Below are 15,428 nucleotides of genomic sequence, written 5' to 3' on the forward strand. Positions count from 1 at the left end.
AACGGTCAGAAGGAGGTGCTGCTGTGTGCAGGAAATTCTCAATAGCCGGGGCTTCATGAAGGAAGAATTTCCGTTCTGGATCACACGGACCGAGCAGGGATCGCTTGCCGAGCATGGGCATGAATTCGTAGAGCTCGTCTATGTCGTGAAGGGAAAAGGGAGTCATATCTTTCAAGGAACGCGTTATGACATCCGGGCAGGGGACGTGTTCATTATCAACCCGGGCGAGACGCATGCTTATGACGTGGAGCAAGGCGAGAAGATGGAAATCATCAACTGTCTGTTCATGCCGTCCTTCATTTCGGACGCCCTGCTTAGGGAGCTGGAGATTACCACTTCGATGGATTACTTCTATGTGCATCCTTTCCTGAAGCATGACGTCCGTTTCAATCATCATTTAAACCTGCTCGGGCAAGAAGCGGCTTCCGTCCTTACGCTGCTTGACAGCATGATCCGGGAAATCGGAGCGCGCGTCCTCGGGCATACGACGGTGATCAAGCTTCAACTGGTGGAGCTGCTCGTGCTCCTCTCTCGATATTACGCGCTAATGCACAGCCGTAAAAGCTATGCTTCGCCGCGCCAGCTGGATCGGGTGATGACAGCCCGCCGGATCTACGGTTATTTAGAGCGCAGCTTCGATAAAAAAATTACGCTCCAATCCCTTTCCGGTTTATTTAACGTCAGTACCCGCCAGCTTAACCGCATCATGAGGGAAGAATTCCACAAGAGCGTATTCGACGTCCTCCATGAGATCCGGATTGAACGGGCCAAGCGGATGCTGGCCGAATCGGACGAGAAGGTGATTGCCGTGGCCGCCAGCGTTGGCTATGACGATCCGTCGTTCTTCAGCAGGCTCTTCGTGCGGCATGCCGGCTGCTCACCGAGCGAGTTCAGGAGCGGTGCACATGCGTAATCAGCGTCCCAATGTGCTGCTGATCACCGCGGACCAGCTTCGCTACGACTGCGTGGGCTACAGTGGTAAGCATCCGGTCCGCACGCCGAATTTGGACCGGCTCGCTGCAGGCGGCGAGGCGTTCTCGCATGCATACTCCGTGCTGCCGGTCTGCTGCCCGGCGCGGCAGTCCCTGCTTCATGGCAGCCGGCCGGAAACGTTTGGCGCCTTGTGGAACTACAGCGGGGCGCTTCCTGTTGCGGCGCTGCCTCCTGACGCCTATACCTGGGCGAGGACGCTTGCAGAGAACGGGTATTCCTGTGCCTACTTGGGGAAATGGGGTGTGAATCCCGATTACGATGCGACGGCCTACGGATATCATTCTTATCTCGGCGAAGCGGAGTACGACGAATATGCCAAGAAGAAGTACCCGGACGTGCATTTTACAAACGGATACTTCGGCGAGAGTAATCCCATTCCGCTGGAAGACGCAAAGACGCATTGGTTTGCAGACCGTGCAGCCGCGGAACTGGAACGCCTTCAATCCAGCGGGAAGCCTTGGCACATGGCGCTGCATTTCTCCGAACCGCACCTGCCGTGCAGGCCGTCCGCGCCGTATGATGACATGTACGATCCCGCTGACATGCCGGAATGGGAAGGATTCAGGGATACACTGGCGGGAAAGCCGTACATCCAGCGGCAGCAGCAGCTCAGCTGGGGCGTGGAGCATTTTACATGGGATGACTGGGCGCCCATTGTTGCCCGGTACTACGGATTGATCAGTCAGCTTGACGATGCCATCGGCAAGGTACTGGATGTGCTGGAACGCACGGGGGCTGCAGAGAATACGATAGTCATCTTTACCGCTGACCACGGTGACATGTGCGGCTCGCATGGCATGATGGATAAGCACTATATTTTATATGACGACGTCGTTCGGGTGCCGCTCATCATTCGTTGGTCCGGCGTTCGGCATCCCGGGCAAACCTGCGATGATTTCGTGTATAATTTTCTGGATTTGCCTACGACGTTACTGTCCATCCTGGGACTTGAGTTATGTAACCCCGGCCATCTGCAGGGGAAATCGCTGCTCCCGCTGCTTGCCGGCGAGGGACTGACTGAGCCGTGGCGGGACGCGGTTGTATCCACATACAACGGTCAGCAGTTCGGACTGTATACGCAGCGTATGATCCGGACCAGGCAGTGGAAATACATCTGGAATCCAACGGATATCGACGAATTGTATCAGCTGCAATCTGATCCCGGCGAGCTGAATAATGTCGTCAGCGAAGCGGAGCATGCCGGCATCCTGCAAGAACTTCGCTCTCGGCTGTATCATCAGCTAAAGGCGGACGGGGATGCGCTCGTATCGAACCAGTGGATGCAGAGGCAGCTGCTGGGCGGCGCCAAGCTGAACGATAGCCAGCGGACGACCGGATCGCTTAAAGGTTAGCTTTTTTCCCATCCTCCCAATGAAAAGACCTGTACGGCTCAGGTCGGTCATTCGGGAGCTTTTTGCGTTCCCCAAATAATTTCTGATTCCCCGTTTAAGCTTGTCCATTCAACAACTCCCCTGGAATGGCCGGCCGGATATTATTCATCGCACGCTCTTTGGCCTCATCCAATACGTGGGTGTAGATTTGGGTCGTGGAAATATCCTCATGGCCAAGCAGTTCTTGAACCGTCCGCAGGTCGGCTCCGTTGTGCAGCAAATCCGTAGCGAAGGAGTGTCTCAGCTTATGGGCGGACAGCGTTCTTCCCGATAAATGCGGATACTTTTCGAACAGGGCTTGAAAGGTCTTTTCCGCGATATTCTGAACCATTCGTTTGCTGATACGGCGCCGGAATTGGGAAATAAAAAAAGCCGTTTCCTTGGCATTCCGGGGAGGGATTCGCTCGTGCAGACATGTTTGCAGCAAGTTGGTCATTTCGGCAGGGAGGGGGATGTAGCGCCATTTCCCGCCTTTTCCGAGCACACCGATGGTAGAGCCTTCCTGATCGAAGTCCGAAATGTTTAACTTTACGATCTCACTGACACGAAGTCCCGCATAGGCCATCATGGCGACGATCGAAACGTCCCGAATCATATATCGTCCTTCAACCAGTCCCAGGCATGCATCGAGAAACTGCTTTTGAAGATACACAGGTTGTTTTTTCTTCTCGACCTTTGCTTTTTCAATATTCATGGCCGGATTATGGTCCGTTAGCTTGAATCGTATCATGACTTTATAGAAGAGGCGGATAGCAGACTGGCACCGATTGCGGTACCGGGCGCCTGCGCCACTTTCACGGACACGAGTCAGGAAATACATCACATCGATCTCTGAAACTTCCGAGACGGCTTTGCCGTCCAGCGACGTCAAGAAATGCTTGAGATCATGAAAGTAAGCATTCTGCGTTTCTTGTGAATATTCACGATCCTTCATATAGGAAACAAACAGCTTCGTTTCGCGTTCATATTGCTCGAAAACTTCCGTATATTTCATCAGCTTGGCACCCACCTGATCGATTTAAAGATAAATTGCATTAAATATAGATTTAATGCAATTTTAGTATAACAAAAAACACTCTAAGTTAGGGCGCTTTTGGCACAAATAAACGGGGGACCGGATTTTAGGCCGATTAATAGTCTGTCGTACGCTTTACAACTATTTTCTTGGCCAATGAAGCTGAAGGAACACCAGGTGATGATAAGAAAAACGTCTATCGACGTACCTTCAAAGAAGACAGACCGCATTTAGCTGAAGTTTTTCTTGCGATTATAGAATGGTTCAGCTTCGCTGAAATTTATAAATTCTATAATCTTAAGAAAAACGTCTATCGACGTACCTTCAAAGAAGACAGACCGCATTTAGCTGAAGTTTTTCTTGCGATTATAGAATGGTTCAGCTTCGCTGAAATTTATAAATTCTATAATCTTAAGAAAAATGTCTATCGACGTACCTTCAAAGAAGACAGACCGCGTGTAGCTGAAGTTTTTCTTGCGATTATAGAATGGTTCAGCTTCGTTGAAATTTATAAATTCTATAATCTTAAAAAATCTCTTTAGCGTTCATATGAACCGTTATATAATGTTCTTATTAGTTTATATCAATCCAAACAAGTTCATTTGATACTCTGAAATGGGGAGAGAACGATGATGCCGACAATCAAGCTCGAGTTATTGAATCGTCAAGATGAAGTGAGGACGGAGGAGTACAGCGATTCGCAAACGACTCATGTCCATTTGATGGAACGGGAAGAAGAAGGGTTTACGCATCTGGCCTGCCAGCGTGTGGAGTACGCCGAAGGCGACAAGTTTAGAGTCACGATGGAACAGCCGGATTCGTATATCGTGGTTCAAATGGATGAGACGCTCAATCCGTCTTTCATTTATGTCAAGGGAACCACATGGGAATACGAGATTCCGCTGGCGTACAAACGAGCGTATCCCGAGAACGCTTTTGCCGGATCGAAGCATTATGTTACTGCCCGGTATGCGACGGAGAATGAGATCAGCCAGTACCGTAATCTGGCCTTAAACCCTCATGACCAGAAGCACGACTCTGGCGCTTTCCCGCATGCTCATGCGAATGTCGAAACCCGAAATGACCCGACCTTCTTTGCCCGCAACGCCATCGACGGCGTCTATGCCAATTACAGTCACGGTTCTTACCCGTATCAATCCTGGGGAATTAACCAGCAGCCGGATGCCGAGCTGACACTGGATTTCGGACGTAAGGTGCAGCTTGACCGGCTGGGCCTCGTATTGCGCGGCGATTTTCCGCATGACAGCTGGTGGAAAGAAGTAACAGTCGCTTTTTCCGACGGGTCAGAGGAGCGGCTCTATCCTGCAAAAATCCGCAGCATCCAATACTTTGACATCTCTCCCCGCACGGTCGAATGGCTGGTGCTCAAGCGCTTGATCAAAGGCGATGAGACGCCGTTTCCGGCCCTGACACAGATTGAGGCATACGGCAGAAATATATAGGCAAGCATTGATGGATAAGCATCGTTTACCGGGCAAGCCGCCGTCATCCCCTGCACATCCTTTTACGCTGAAGAACTTAGCCTATATAATGAAGACAGATCGTCTTGGCGAAAGGAAGGTGCTCCTGTGCGGGAAACCTGTGTTCCGGGCGGCGTTAAGCTCAAAGACACCGGATTTGGATATACGCTGTCCTTAATCGGCGGCAAATACAAAATGATCATCATGTACTGGTTGTCCGAACATCAAGTGATGCGTTTTAATGAACTCCAGCGGAGTATCGGAACCATTTCCTTTAAAACACTTAGCGTCATGTTAAAAGAGATGGAGGCGGACGGCCTGGTCTTACGCAAGGAATTTCCTCAGGTTCCCCCGAAGGTCGAATATTCGTTGTCCGAACGGGGTCTTTCCCTCATCCCTGTCCTGAATCTGATGTGCGAGTGGGGGGAGAAAAACTTGGTTCCCGGCGTTGAGGCTGTTCAGCGATAGGCATCCCGTAATACGGCTCATTAGAAGAAGTATTTCCCGTAAAGGGAGATACTTCTTTTTTAATGGCCATAACCATTTGCTGGTTTAGAGGGAGTCGATAAACTTTAAATAGTCCTGCGCGCTTTGTTCCAATTCGTCCACAGGCTGATCGTCTTCTGCACCCGGCACATTTTCACCAGGCTCGCTCTCCGTACCGTAGAATGCAAAAACCGAACGATAATCCGCATTGCAGTAACGGAAGGTCGTTTCAAACGGAACCAATATTTGCTCAAGTGTATACCGGTACCTGCCTGTTTCGCTATAATCAGCTTTTTTGATCCCTGCAGAGACGCCAAGAGCGACCTTGCGGTTCTTTAACTTGTCGCCACCACTTGAACCATAAGCCCAGCCGTATGCCAGCACTTCGTCCAGCCATTGTTTCAGGAGAGGCGGACAGTTGAACCACTGGATTGGAAACTGCAGCATCAAATGGTCATGCGTTTCCACCAAACGCTGCTCTTTTTCCACATCAATGGATTGGTCAGGATAAGCTTTGTACAAGTCATGGACCGTGTATTTTTCCGGGTATTTATGGAGCTCTTGAACCCACCGTTTATTAATGACGGACGTTTCAATGCTTGGATGCGATACGATCACTAAGGTTTTCATCGGATTGGTCCTCCTTTGTTCGATGATGACTTCGTATTGAGTATAAAAAATACCTCGCCACGCTGTAAGTACGCACTTTTAGTACAGGTACTAACATCCTGGTAAGTGTGAACCGCGTCGAACAGAAGCCTTTTAACGACTTACGTCGTTGTATCCAAGCTGGATGGCCGATACAAGCGATGAAACGGAATTGACAGGGGTCGGGTAAATCTATACAATTATATTGTTTCATTTGAATAAATAATAGGTAGGATCGGAATAGTTTTAACTGTTACAACCATATTCTTATTTATTCAAAGGATACATCCATCTCATTCAAAGGATTGATCGATTCTGAAAAGAACATTATTCCATGAATAGGTTTAAGGCAGCACGATGAGCATTCCTTTCACGTACATATTTTGTTTCAAATGAAACAAATGGTTTTAACCAACTCAAAACAGCGAACCGGGATGCAGTACATGGAACCGACGAGTGATTCTCGAGGCTGCAATGCGTTGGTCAGGAGTGGAGGAAGCACATCATAGGCGGTTTTCAAGTCTGAATGAACAGGAGGGTTCGAATCATGGAATGGGCGAAAATCATCCAAGAGCGCAGAAGCATCCGCAGGTTTAAATCCTCTCCCGAGGTGGATCAGGAACTTGTGCGGGAGCTGCTCCGCGAAGCGCAGGGCTTGTATCCTTCTCCTTCCGGCGAGGCTGCAAGTTACCGGTGCGTTTATGCAGGAACGGCGGAATCTAGGGAGCGTCTTGCTGTCTGCATGCTTGAACCTCTGGTGAAGAACAAATTGGTCAAATGGCTGCCGGAAAAAATTCGGGATTTTGTCCGAAAGAGAGTAACGGAAATCCCCGGTCATCTGGCTGTTATCGCCAGCACGAACGAGGACAGAAGGACTAATGACATGAATTATGCTGCAGTTTGCGGGATCATGCAAAATTTCCAGCTGCTTGCCTGGCAGCAGCAGCTTGGTACCCTATGGGACACGGAGCCGATGATGCAGAGCCGGGAGTTATTCCACCTTTTCCAAATGAAACCAACCGAGAAACTGGTGGGAATTTTACACCTCGGCTATTTTGACAAAATACCGAAAGCCAGAGCCAGGACACGCGCAGAAAAGAAATGGTCGATCATATCGGGATAAGGAGGCGAACCCATGAACATCACTGGTGTCACAAATAAAGGTCTTACATCAAACTACAGTAATCGGCCCGTTCCTGAACGTCATATCCTGGATCTGTTAAATGTGGCCGTATGGGCTCCGAATGACGGACTGCGGGAGCCGTGGCGTTTTATATTTATCGGGTCAGGCAGCACAGACATCATGGCCGGATTACAAGAGAAGGCGCCGGCTTATTTGATCCTGGTAATTAAAGAAGAGCGCGATCCTCATAAAAGGGAAGAAGATTTCGCGGCCGCATGCTGCCTTATGCAAAATTTCCATCTGCTTGCTCAGGAGAGCAAGCTCCACGTCCGAGCGACAATGAACGACTGGATTTATGATCGAACATCCGCCCATCGTTATGGTGTTCACCAAGAGGAGCGGATCGTCGCCGTTCTGGAATTGGGTTATCTGGAACAACCAATAGAGCCGGTAACCGCTGCTCATTCACCGGATCTTAACTTTGAGTTACTGTAATTGGTAAATGTTCAAGCTGCATAACCTTTTTCGCTCCTGATGCATCTAATTGGGGGAATGTTCAAAGGAATGCATCAAAGATCCAAATCCTTCATAGCGTCCCTTCCGGAAAGCATGTTTTCCGAAAAGGGGCGTTTTTATTTACGGAACGATGTCACATTCGGCAGCATGCCAAACGTTATACAGGGTGAGGATGGGACAACAAGGGAGGTGATGCCATGAAAGACCTCAACCCCGGGGAAGAGTCGACACAACCAATCGAGAGCGTCGTAGAAAGCGTCAAACAAGGAGATAAACAGGCATTTGCCGACATCATCCGTACGTTTGAGCGTCAGATTTATACGTATTGTTATTACATTTTGAAGAACCGTGAGGAAGCGGAGGACGCGCTTCAGGAAATTTTCATCAAGGTGTATCAATCCATCCATAAATATGAGCACCAGGTTTCCTTCTCCTCATGGTTGTATAAAGTTGCTTACTACCATTGCATGGATATGGCCAGAAAGAAGAGCCGGCAAAAGAAGACGTTATCTCTCCAAAAAGAGATTCGGCAGTTGGAGAATCAGCACCAAAAGGACAGCGTACCAGAGGTGGAAGAGCTGCTGATGGGTTTGAAGCCTGAAGAAAGGCATCTCGTGCTTCTGCGGGCAGTGGAACAGTACAGCTTCGAAGAGATTGGACAGATTATGGACTGCAAACCGGCAACCCTGCGCAAAAAGTTCGAACGTGTCCGGAAAAAACTGATTCTGCAAAAGAAGATCAAAGGAGGGGTAACCCATGAACGAATGGTCAGATCTAACTGAAGAAGAGCTGATGGCGCATTTGCGGAGAACGGTTAAGCAAAAGGAAATGCCGCAAGAAAGCTACGCCAATCAAATTATGGAGAGGCTGAATGAGATGAGTAGATCCAGCAGAAGCGAACGTATCGGAAGAGGAACCTGGAAGAAAAAGGCGGCGATTAGCGTCACAGCTGCAGCCATGCTTGGAGGCGTGGTGATGGGAAGCGGCTTCGTGTCCCCTGTCATGGCGGATGCCTTGAAAAACGTGCCGTGGATCGGCAGTGTGTTCCAATACAACATGGACAGCAGTTTGCAGCAGGCCAGCGCAACCGGACTGACAACTGCGCCGAACCTCAGCGTAACTAAGGACGGAGTGACGCTCAGCATTAAAGAGGTGATGTTTGATGGAACCCGGCTTGCATTCGCCATTGAACGTCAAGGCGTGGACGACGATACGATGCTCTCCCCTTATCCACCAGCAGGGGCGAAGGATGAGAAGGGGAACCTGATCCAAACCGTTCCATTGGAACAGCAGAAAAAAGGGTATATCTATATGCCGGAAGTCAGCATCCAAGGTCACAGCAAATTTTTCGGCATGTTCACCGATGCAGTGGGCAAGACGGAGAAAGGACAAGACATCCGCAATATGGCCATGTATGAAGTAACGAAGGGCCTGACGGAGCTGAAACTCCCCGAATCTTTTGACATGAAGGTTAAATTGAGTGTAACCGGGATTAATGAGCCGTTTGAATTCGTCATTCCTGTCAAAAACCTGGCGAAAGGAGCCGTCGTCCTTCATCCGGACCAAACGCAAAGCAGCGGCGGTTTCAGCTATACGGTCAAGCAGGTGGATCTGACGCCGATAACGACACGACTCGTACTGGACAGCAAAGGCAGCGTTCCTGTGACATCAGAGCAAACAGGAGACTTAAGCCCGAGCAAAATGTACTACGACCTTGTGGACCAGGATGGAAATCCGGTGCAGCAGAACTTGATCGGATACTTCAACAGCAGACCGGGTACCGATTACCATGAAGATGAGGCTTACAAGCCGTTTGACAAAATGCCGACCTCCATTACGATCAAGCCTTATACATTGACTGTGAAAAAGGATTGGACCATCGTTTCCGACAGTAAGGGGGAACCGCTTAAAACTTATCATAAAGATCTCGAAATGACGATTCCGGTCGTCCAGTAACAAGCAAATTAAAAAAGGTTATAAACTCTGCAAAAAAAAAGAGCTCTTATTCCATCTAGAACAGGGATGGGGAGCTCTTTTTTGATTCGCTATTTTAGCTGGCCGATGGACAAATTGACCTTATAATTGCCGAACTGAACCATCTCGCCCAGAAGGTCATTGAGGTCCATAGGGGATGGCACCTGTACTCGAAGGAGATAGCAGCCTTCACCGCTGATCCGGTGTGCCTCCACGATGGGCTGGGTATGCTGGATGTAATGCTGGAACGAAGCATGCGTATCCGCGGATTTCATAAAGACGATAATAAAAGCACTGACCTGGAGTCCAAGCTTGCCCGGGTTGCACCGCAGCGTATAACCCTCGATCACTTCCAGATCCTGGAGCTTCCGGATGCGGGCACCCACCGCCTGACCGGTGAGATGTACCTTTTCTCCGATCTCCTTATTGGACTGGAGAGAATTTTCCACCAGCAGCTGCAATATTTTAAGGTCGATCTCATCGATATCTTGTTTGCTCATCTTGCCCTTCATTCCTTTCACCGTGAAAATATAGCTACCAATATCGTTTCGCCAGGCTATGTAAAGAACACGTTTTCCTGTTTTATACTGGTATCGTGAATAACAGAATCATAAACCAAACCGGGAGTGAATGGAAATGAAAATTCAATTGATCCGCAATGCCACATTGTTTATTGAATATGCCGGTGCAACTCTTCTCGTCGATCCGATGTTCAGCGAGAAGGAGGCCAACCCGCCGGTAATCAATACCGCCAACGAACTGCGCAACCCGCGGGTACCCCTGCCAGTGGAGGTGGATAAGCTCGTGCAGCCGGATGCGCTGCTGGTCACCCACCGGCATCCGGATCACTGGGATGAGCCTGCCCAGAAGCAAATCAGCAAGGAGACGGCGGTATTCTGCCAGCCGGAGGACGAAGGCGAGATCCGGGCAGCCGGATTTGCCCGCACGACGCCGGTCAAAAGAAGCGTTACGTTTCAGGGAATCACTGTGACCCGCACCGGAGGTCAGCACGGAACAGGAGAAATCGGGAAACAGATGGGGCCTGTATGCGGTTTTGTCCTTCAAGCCGAAGGCGAGCCGACGGTCTACATTGCAGGCGATACGATATGGTGCCGTGATGTTGAAGAGGCGCTTGATGCTTACCAGCCGGATCTGACGATCGTTAACGCCGGCGGCGCTCGCTTTGTGACGGGAGATCCGATCATAATGGATGAGAATGACGTGCTTGCTCTTCTGCGCCATCAACCAGATACCCGGGTGGCTGCCGTTCACATGGAAGCGATCAATCACTGCTTTGTAACAAGGGATGACCTTAGAGATGCGATAGAAAAGGCGGGATACAGCAGCAGGGTAATCATTCCGGAAGATGGGGAAGTGTTTGCAGATTAAAAAAATATTTATTTTTGGATTTTTTAAAGAGGATGCCGGGGACGGACAGCGAAGGATACAGCATACCGTTTGAAAGCGAGGGATCATTGGCTCAATGAATCAGAATCAAGTATTTCAGACCAGGCTTCTCAGTTCGTTATCCAAAGTATTTCCGGATGGACAGGGAACCGAACATCCCGTGACCGGCGGGTCGATGCTCAGCAACGAAACGTATGCTTTTCAAGCCGCTTACCGGACGGAAGGCCCGGTGAACGATCTCAGGGTCATCGTGGATGCTCCGGCCGCACTGCCGGTAACGGTACGCCGTGTTGGCCTCGTGCCGTCCGGACTTCCCGTATATCCGGATCACGATGAACATGTCCTGCGTGCGGAGCCGGGATTATTTCCGGATCCGCTGTATCCGCTGGATGAAGAACAAGACATTCCGGCCGTACCGGGAGAGTGGCAAAGTGTGTGGATCACGCTTCAGCCGAATGGTCAGACGCCGGCGGGCAGCTACCCGATCACCGTCCGTTTTACATCCGGGGATGGGGAAGTTGCCGGAGAGGAGACTTTTCAGCTGGAGCTGATTCCGGAGGAGCTGCCTCCCCAGAAGCTGATACATACCGAATGGGTCCATACAGACTGCCTGGCGACCTATTACAAGCTGGACGTATTCAGCGAAGAGCACTGGCAAGTGATCGGTCAATATATGGATACGGCCGTGAAGCATGGCATGAACATGATTCTGACGCCCGTTTTTACGCCGCCGCTCGATACCGAGGTCGGCGGGGAGCGGCCGACGGTTCAGCTTGTGGATGTAACCGTCACAGGAGAAAATCAATACGCGTTCGGATTTGACCGGCTCACAAGATGGGTTGAGCTGTGTGACGAGAAGGGCATCCGCTATTTTGAATTTTCCCATTTGTTTACGCAGTGGGGAGCGAAGCATGCACCGAAGATTATGGCATCCGTAGACGGAAATCTACAGAAGATTTTCGGATGGGAGACCGATGCCACCGGTGAAACGTATCGTCTGTTCCTGGAGCAGTTTGTTCCGGCGCTAACGGAATGGATTCATAACCATAACCTGTCGGAACGAAGCTATTTCCACATCTCCGATGAGCCTGGGGCGGATCACCTGGAGTCTTATGGCTATGCGAGCAAGTTGCTGGGCGGTCTGCTGCAGGGATTCCCGATCATCGACGCCCTGTCGGACTATGATTTCTTCGAGAATGGTTTGGTGAAAACGCCTATTCCGTCCAGCAACCATATCGAGCCGTTTCTGGAGCATAACGTCCAGCCGCTCTGGACGTACTATTGCTGTTCCCAATATAAAGAGGTGGCTAACCGCTTCATGTGCTTCCCTTCGGCCCGCAATCGGATTCTGGGCTACCAGCTGTACAAGTTTGACGCCGCCGGATTTTTGCATTGGGGTTATAATTTCTATTATTCGCAATACTCCAAAGGCGAAATCGATCCGTACGAAACGACCGATGCCGGCAAAGCTTTTCCGTCAGGCGATCCGTTTATCGTATATCCGGGACCGGGCGGCGTGCCGGTCGAATCGATCCGGCTTGAGGTCATGAACGAAGCGCTGCAGGATTTGCGTGCGCTCCAGCTGCTCGAATCGAAAATCGGCAGGGATAACGTGCTGAAGGCGTTGGAGCAAGATTTGCCCGAGCCGATCACGTTCAGCCGCTACCCGCGGGAAGAGGAATGGCTGATCGCCAAGCGCGAATGGGTGAACCGGAAGATTAAAGAAGCTTTAGCTTCGGCAAACGTCTGAGCTGCCGCGTTGTCCCTTTGAACACCGCTTCATACACGACAAGACAAGGAAAAAGCATTCGTCAGACCGGTGGTGAACCGGCTGATGAATGCTTTTGTTTTTTTGAAATATGGGGTTTCATCACGACCAACGAGCCGTTAAACCAGCACCTTGCGGAACTCGCGGGTGAGGAGCGGCACGACCTCGAACAGGTCCCCGACAATACCGTAATCCGCCACTTTAAAAATCGGAGCTTCGGGATCCTTATTGATCGCAATGATGACCCGCGACTGGCTCATCCCCGCCAAATGCTGGATCGCGCCGCTGATACCGCAGGCGATATAAATTTCCGGCGTCACGACCTTGCCGGTTTGACCAATCTGCATCGAATAGTCGCAGTAGCCTGCATCGCAGGCCGCCCGGGAAGCGCCCACCGCGCCGTGCAGCACTTCCGCCAGCTCTTCGAGCGGCTTGAACCCTTCGGCACTCTTGACGCCGCGGCCGCCCGAAACGATAATTTTCGCCTCGGTCAGGTCGACCTTGCCGGACGTCTTGCGCACGATGTCCTTTACAATCGAGCGGAGGGAACCAGAAGGGGCGTAATCGATCTCGATGATCTCCCCAGGCGAAGATACGCTTGGTGCGGGGGACAGATTGTTCGGGCGGATCGTCACGACCTGCGGGCCGCCGGTGAACGACTTTTGCTCGAACGCTTTGCCTGCGTAGATCGGGCGGGTGTAGACAGCTTCGCCGCCGTTCTGCTCGATCGCCGTCACGTCTGAAATTTGTCCGGCACCCAAATGGGCAGCGATTTTCGGCGCAAGATCCCGGCCCAGTGCCGTATGGCCAAGGATGACCACGTCAGGCGCCACATGCTCAAACACGCTTTGCACGGCATCAAAATAAGCTTCAGCGTTGTAGATTTCCAGCTCAGGGTGGTCCACGGCATAGACCCGGCCTTCTACATAGCCCGCCAGATCTGCAGCGAGGGGCGTGATTTGCGACCCGATCAGCACCGCAGCGACGGCGTCACCTTCATTTTTGGCAATGGAGGCAGCCTGAAGCGCTTCCAACGAAACCTGACGCAGGCTGCCACCCCGTACCTCAGCTACGACCACAAACGTTTTACTCATTCGGGATTCCTCCTTTTATGGGGATCGAACTTTAGTTCATTCCATTTTGAGAAAAGCATGGGTTTCATCAAATCAGCTTGGCTTCGGTACGCAGCAGCTGGACCAGATCTGCGGCCTGCTGGGCCAGGTCTCCCTTTAGTATTTGCCCGGCCTTGCGCTCAGGCGGCAGGGCGAGGGAGAGGCGGTTCGTCTTGGCGGCCACATCCGCTTCACTCAGGCCGAGATCGCCAAGCCCGAGACGTTGGAACGGCTTCTTCTTCGCCTTCATAATGCCGGGCAGCGACGGATACCGCGGCTCGTTAAGCCCCTGCTGCGCGGTGAATACCGCGGGAAGTGCGACCTCCAGCGATTCGGTATCGCCTTCGGCGTCCCGCTGCACGAATGCTTTTCCGCCGGCAATGTCCAGCTTTGTGATCGAGGAAGCGTGAGGCAGGCCCAGCAGATGGGCTACCCTTACAGCGACCTGGCCCCCGCCGGAATCTACAGAGAAGTTGCCGCCGAGAATGAGGTCTACGGACTGCTGGCCGAAATAGGCCGCCAGCGCTGTGGCGATGCTGAACTCGTCGCCGGGAATGCTGTCGCCGTCAATAAGCACGGCTTCATCGGCGCCCATGGCCAGTGCCGTTCTCAGCGCCTCGGCCGTGCGCTCCGGTCCTACCGAGACGACGGTTACGGTACCGCCGTGCGCATCCCGCTGCAACAACGCTTCTTCTACCGCATATTCGTCGTACGGATTGATGACGTACTTGACCCCGTCGTCGGAAATCTGTCCATTCGAAATGACGATTCGTTCCTCCGTGTCGAAGGTTTGCTTCAGCATAACGTAGATATTCATGCGGACAAGCTCCTCTCTCAAACGCGTTATTTTAAACCTTTTAAGAAAAACTCAACTGTCTTATCCACCTGAGCGGAAAGGGAATACTTTCGGCCGGAGATAAGCCAGGAGGTGACCACTTCATCCATCGCCCCAAAAATCAGCAGGCGTGTCAATTTGACATCGAGGTCTGCACGGAACGATTTCTCGGCAATCCCCTGTTCAATGATATGCTCGATCAGCTGAATGTAGGGCTTGACGACAAGCCCGATGGCTTTGCGCAGCTCCAACGAACTCTGACGCAGCTCGATTTGTGTCACATAGGCCAGATTGATGTTGTTTTCGAGCTCGGTAAAGTGAATTTCGCAAACTTTGCGGAGGGCTTCATCGGCGGTATTCGTTTCCTTCACGCTGCTGTTGAACATGGATACCAGATTTCCGAGACGGGCTTGAAACAGAGAAATAAGGATATCTTCCTTGTTTTTAAAATATAAATAAATCGTACCGTCCGCGACGCCTGCTTCCTTGGCTATCCTCGAAATCTGGGAGCCGTGATAGCCGTTCTCCGCGATTACTTTTAAGGCTGCATCCAAAATCAACTCATATTTTTCCAATTTTCTACTTGTCATCAGGCCACCCCGGTGTTAGAATTCAAATAACTGAATGAATACTCATTCATTTTTCTTAATCTTATGGGAAACAGTGCCAGTTGTCAATG

At 51.1% G+C, this 15,428-nt stretch carries 17 protein-coding genes; 11 read left to right on the plus strand and 6 right to left on the minus strand.

The features are described from left to right. The first annotated feature begins 25 nt into the window (after nucleotides 1-25). Together ABIE48_RS14500 and ABIE48_RS14505 are read left to right on the plus strand one after the other, a co-directional pair. The gene (locus ABIE48_RS14500) at nucleotides 26-913 is read left to right on the plus strand and encodes an AraC family transcriptional regulator (RefSeq protein ID WP_145019436.1); all 888 of its coding nucleotides are present in this window, start codon (nucleotides 26-28) and stop codon (nucleotides 911-913) included. After that, nucleotides 906-2,345, plus strand: coding sequence for a sulfatase family protein (locus tag ABIE48_RS14505; RefSeq protein ID WP_192714125.1), 1,440 nt, complete (start codon nucleotides 906-908; stop codon nucleotides 2,343-2,345). The genes ABIE48_RS14500 and ABIE48_RS14505 overlap by 8 nt, the downstream gene beginning before the upstream one ends. 94 nt (nucleotides 2,346-2,439) lie before the next feature. Here ABIE48_RS14505 and ABIE48_RS14510 read toward each other — a convergent pair whose 3' ends face one another. Further along, nucleotides 2,440-3,378 carry a tyrosine-type recombinase/integrase gene (locus ABIE48_RS14510; RefSeq protein ID WP_192714124.1) on the minus strand — a complete coding sequence of 313 codons (939 nt, stop codon included), beginning with the start codon at nucleotides 3,376-3,378 and terminating at the stop codon, nucleotides 2,440-2,442. Between the two features lie 170 nt (nucleotides 3,379-3,548). On the opposite strand from ABIE48_RS14510, the gene ABIE48_RS14515 reads away from it, so the two are divergent. The 3 genes from ABIE48_RS14515 (at nucleotide 3,549) to ABIE48_RS14525 (ending at nucleotide 5,348) form a co-directional block, all read left to right on the plus strand. Continuing rightward, entirely contained in the window at nucleotides 3,549-3,941 is a 393-nt protein-coding gene (locus ABIE48_RS14515) for a hypothetical protein (protein ID WP_354519136.1), read from the plus strand. Between the two features lie 90 nt (nucleotides 3,942-4,031). Then, nucleotides 4,032-4,862 (plus strand): hypothetical protein, encoded by an 831-nt coding sequence (locus ABIE48_RS14520; protein ID WP_192714123.1) that lies wholly within the window; start codon nucleotides 4,032-4,034, stop codon nucleotides 4,860-4,862. 126 nt (nucleotides 4,863-4,988) lie between these two features. Then, complete coding sequence (locus tag ABIE48_RS14525; protein ID WP_145133484.1) at nucleotides 4,989-5,348, plus strand: winged helix-turn-helix transcriptional regulator; 360 nt, start codon at nucleotides 4,989-4,991, stop codon at nucleotides 5,346-5,348. An 84-nt stretch (nucleotides 5,349-5,432) separates the two neighbouring features. On the opposite strand, the gene ABIE48_RS14530 is transcribed toward ABIE48_RS14525, so the two are convergent. Beyond that, entirely contained in the window at nucleotides 5,433-5,996 is a 564-nt protein-coding gene (locus tag ABIE48_RS14530) for an NAD(P)H-dependent oxidoreductase (RefSeq protein ID WP_192714122.1), read from the minus strand. A gap of 565 nt (nucleotides 5,997-6,561) precedes the next feature. Between ABIE48_RS14530 and ABIE48_RS14535 the strand changes: the two genes are divergently transcribed. From ABIE48_RS14535 to ABIE48_RS14550, 4 genes are all read left to right on the plus strand, one after another. Next, entirely contained in the window at nucleotides 6,562-7,137 is a 576-nt protein-coding gene (locus ABIE48_RS14535; RefSeq protein WP_145019415.1) for a nitroreductase family protein, read from the plus strand. Between the two features lie 12 nt (nucleotides 7,138-7,149). Beyond that, nucleotides 7,150-7,632, plus strand: a complete 483-nt coding sequence (locus ABIE48_RS14540) for a nitroreductase family protein (protein WP_192714121.1) — start codon at nucleotides 7,150-7,152, stop codon at nucleotides 7,630-7,632. Between the two features lie 218 nt (nucleotides 7,633-7,850). After that, nucleotides 7,851-8,435: an RNA polymerase sigma factor gene (locus tag ABIE48_RS14545; RefSeq protein ID WP_192714120.1), complete on the plus strand. Its 585-nt coding sequence runs from the start codon at nucleotides 7,851-7,853 to the stop codon at nucleotides 8,433-8,435. Then, a complete protein-coding gene (locus tag ABIE48_RS14550) occupies nucleotides 8,410-9,609 on the plus strand; it encodes a DUF4179 domain-containing protein (RefSeq protein ID WP_354519139.1) in 1,200 nt (399 codons plus the stop codon). The genes ABIE48_RS14545 and ABIE48_RS14550 overlap by 26 nt, the downstream gene beginning before the upstream one ends. An 89-nt stretch (nucleotides 9,610-9,698) precedes the next feature. Here ABIE48_RS14550 and ABIE48_RS14555 read toward each other — a convergent pair whose 3' ends face one another. Further along, entirely contained in the window at nucleotides 9,699-10,127 is a 429-nt protein-coding gene (locus tag ABIE48_RS14555) for an Lrp/AsnC family transcriptional regulator (RefSeq protein WP_192714119.1), read from the minus strand. Between the two features lie 136 nt (nucleotides 10,128-10,263). On the opposite strand from ABIE48_RS14555, the gene ABIE48_RS14560 reads away from it, so the two are divergent. Both ABIE48_RS14560 and ABIE48_RS14565 read left to right on the plus strand, forming a co-directional pair. Then, entirely contained in the window at nucleotides 10,264-11,016 is a 753-nt protein-coding gene (locus tag ABIE48_RS14560) for an MBL fold metallo-hydrolase (RefSeq protein ID WP_192714118.1), read from the plus strand. Nucleotides 11,017-11,110: 94 nt separating this feature from the next. Further along, the gene (locus ABIE48_RS14565; RefSeq protein WP_192714117.1) at nucleotides 11,111-12,784 is read left to right on the plus strand and encodes a glycoside hydrolase domain-containing protein; all 1,674 of its coding nucleotides are present in this window, start codon (nucleotides 11,111-11,113) and stop codon (nucleotides 12,782-12,784) included. 137 nt (nucleotides 12,785-12,921) lie between these two features. Here the strand turns inward: ABIE48_RS14565 and ABIE48_RS14570 are convergent, their stop codons facing one another. From ABIE48_RS14570 to ABIE48_RS14580, 3 genes are all read right to left on the minus strand, one after another. Next, complete coding sequence (locus ABIE48_RS14570) at nucleotides 12,922-13,896, minus strand: electron transfer flavoprotein subunit alpha/FixB family protein (RefSeq protein ID WP_192714116.1); 975 nt, start codon at nucleotides 13,894-13,896, stop codon at nucleotides 12,922-12,924. A gap of 67 nt (nucleotides 13,897-13,963) precedes the next feature. After that, on the minus strand, nucleotides 13,964-14,731 hold the full coding sequence (locus ABIE48_RS14575; RefSeq protein WP_192714115.1) for an electron transfer flavoprotein subunit beta/FixA family protein: 768 nt from the start codon (nucleotides 14,729-14,731) through the stop codon (nucleotides 13,964-13,966). A gap of 26 nt (nucleotides 14,732-14,757) precedes the next feature. Next, nucleotides 14,758-15,339 (minus strand): fatty acid metabolism transcriptional regulator FadR, encoded by a 582-nt coding sequence (locus ABIE48_RS14580; protein WP_076165412.1) that lies wholly within the window; start codon nucleotides 15,337-15,339, stop codon nucleotides 14,758-14,760. Nucleotides 15,340-15,428: the final 89 nt, after the last annotated feature.

The sequence above is a fragment of the Paenibacillus sp. OAE614 genome (assembly GCF_040546645.1).
GTDB classification, from domain to species: Bacteria; Bacillota; Bacilli; order Paenibacillales; family Paenibacillaceae; genus Paenibacillus_AQ; species Paenibacillus_AQ favisporus.

What these genes read in the sequence shown, in the direction of transcription:
- ABIE48_RS14535 (WP_145019415.1), top strand. Translation starts at nt 6,562, where the DNA reads ATGGAATGGGCGAAAATCATCCAAGAGCGCAGAAGCATCCGCAGGTTT.
- ABIE48_RS14580 (WP_076165412.1), bottom strand. Translation starts at nt 15,339, where the DNA reads ATGACAAGTAGAAAATTGGAAAAATATGAGTTGATTTTGGATGCAGCC.
- ABIE48_RS14545 (WP_192714120.1), top strand. Translation starts at nt 7,851, where the DNA reads ATGAAAGACCTCAACCCCGGGGAAGAGTCGACACAACCAATCGAGAGC.
- ABIE48_RS14505 (WP_192714125.1), top strand. Translation starts at nt 906, where the DNA reads ATGCGTAATCAGCGTCCCAATGTGCTGCTGATCACCGCGGACCAGCTT.
- ABIE48_RS14540 (WP_192714121.1), top strand. Translation starts at nt 7,150, where the DNA reads ATGAACATCACTGGTGTCACAAATAAAGGTCTTACATCAAACTACAGT.
- ABIE48_RS14520 (WP_192714123.1), top strand. Translation starts at nt 4,032, where the DNA reads ATGCCGACAATCAAGCTCGAGTTATTGAATCGTCAAGATGAAGTGAGG.
- ABIE48_RS14565 (WP_192714117.1), top strand. Translation starts at nt 11,111, where the DNA reads ATGAATCAGAATCAAGTATTTCAGACCAGGCTTCTCAGTTCGTTATCC.
- ABIE48_RS14575 (WP_192714115.1), bottom strand. Translation starts at nt 14,731, where the DNA reads ATGAATATCTACGTTATGCTGAAGCAAACCTTCGACACGGAGGAACGA.
- ABIE48_RS14555 (WP_192714119.1), bottom strand. Translation starts at nt 10,127, where the DNA reads ATGAGCAAACAAGATATCGATGAGATCGACCTTAAAATATTGCAGCTG.
- ABIE48_RS14550 (WP_354519139.1), top strand. Translation starts at nt 8,410, where the DNA reads ATGAACGAATGGTCAGATCTAACTGAAGAAGAGCTGATGGCGCATTTG.
- ABIE48_RS14560 (WP_192714118.1), top strand. Translation starts at nt 10,264, where the DNA reads ATGAAAATTCAATTGATCCGCAATGCCACATTGTTTATTGAATATGCC.
- ABIE48_RS14570 (WP_192714116.1), bottom strand. Translation starts at nt 13,896, where the DNA reads ATGAGTAAAACGTTTGTGGTCGTAGCTGAGGTACGGGGTGGCAGCCTG.
- ABIE48_RS14510 (WP_192714124.1), bottom strand. Translation starts at nt 3,378, where the DNA reads ATGAAATATACGGAAGTTTTCGAGCAATATGAACGCGAAACGAAGCTG.
- ABIE48_RS14530 (WP_192714122.1), bottom strand. Translation starts at nt 5,996, where the DNA reads ATGAAAACCTTAGTGATCGTATCGCATCCAAGCATTGAAACGTCCGTC.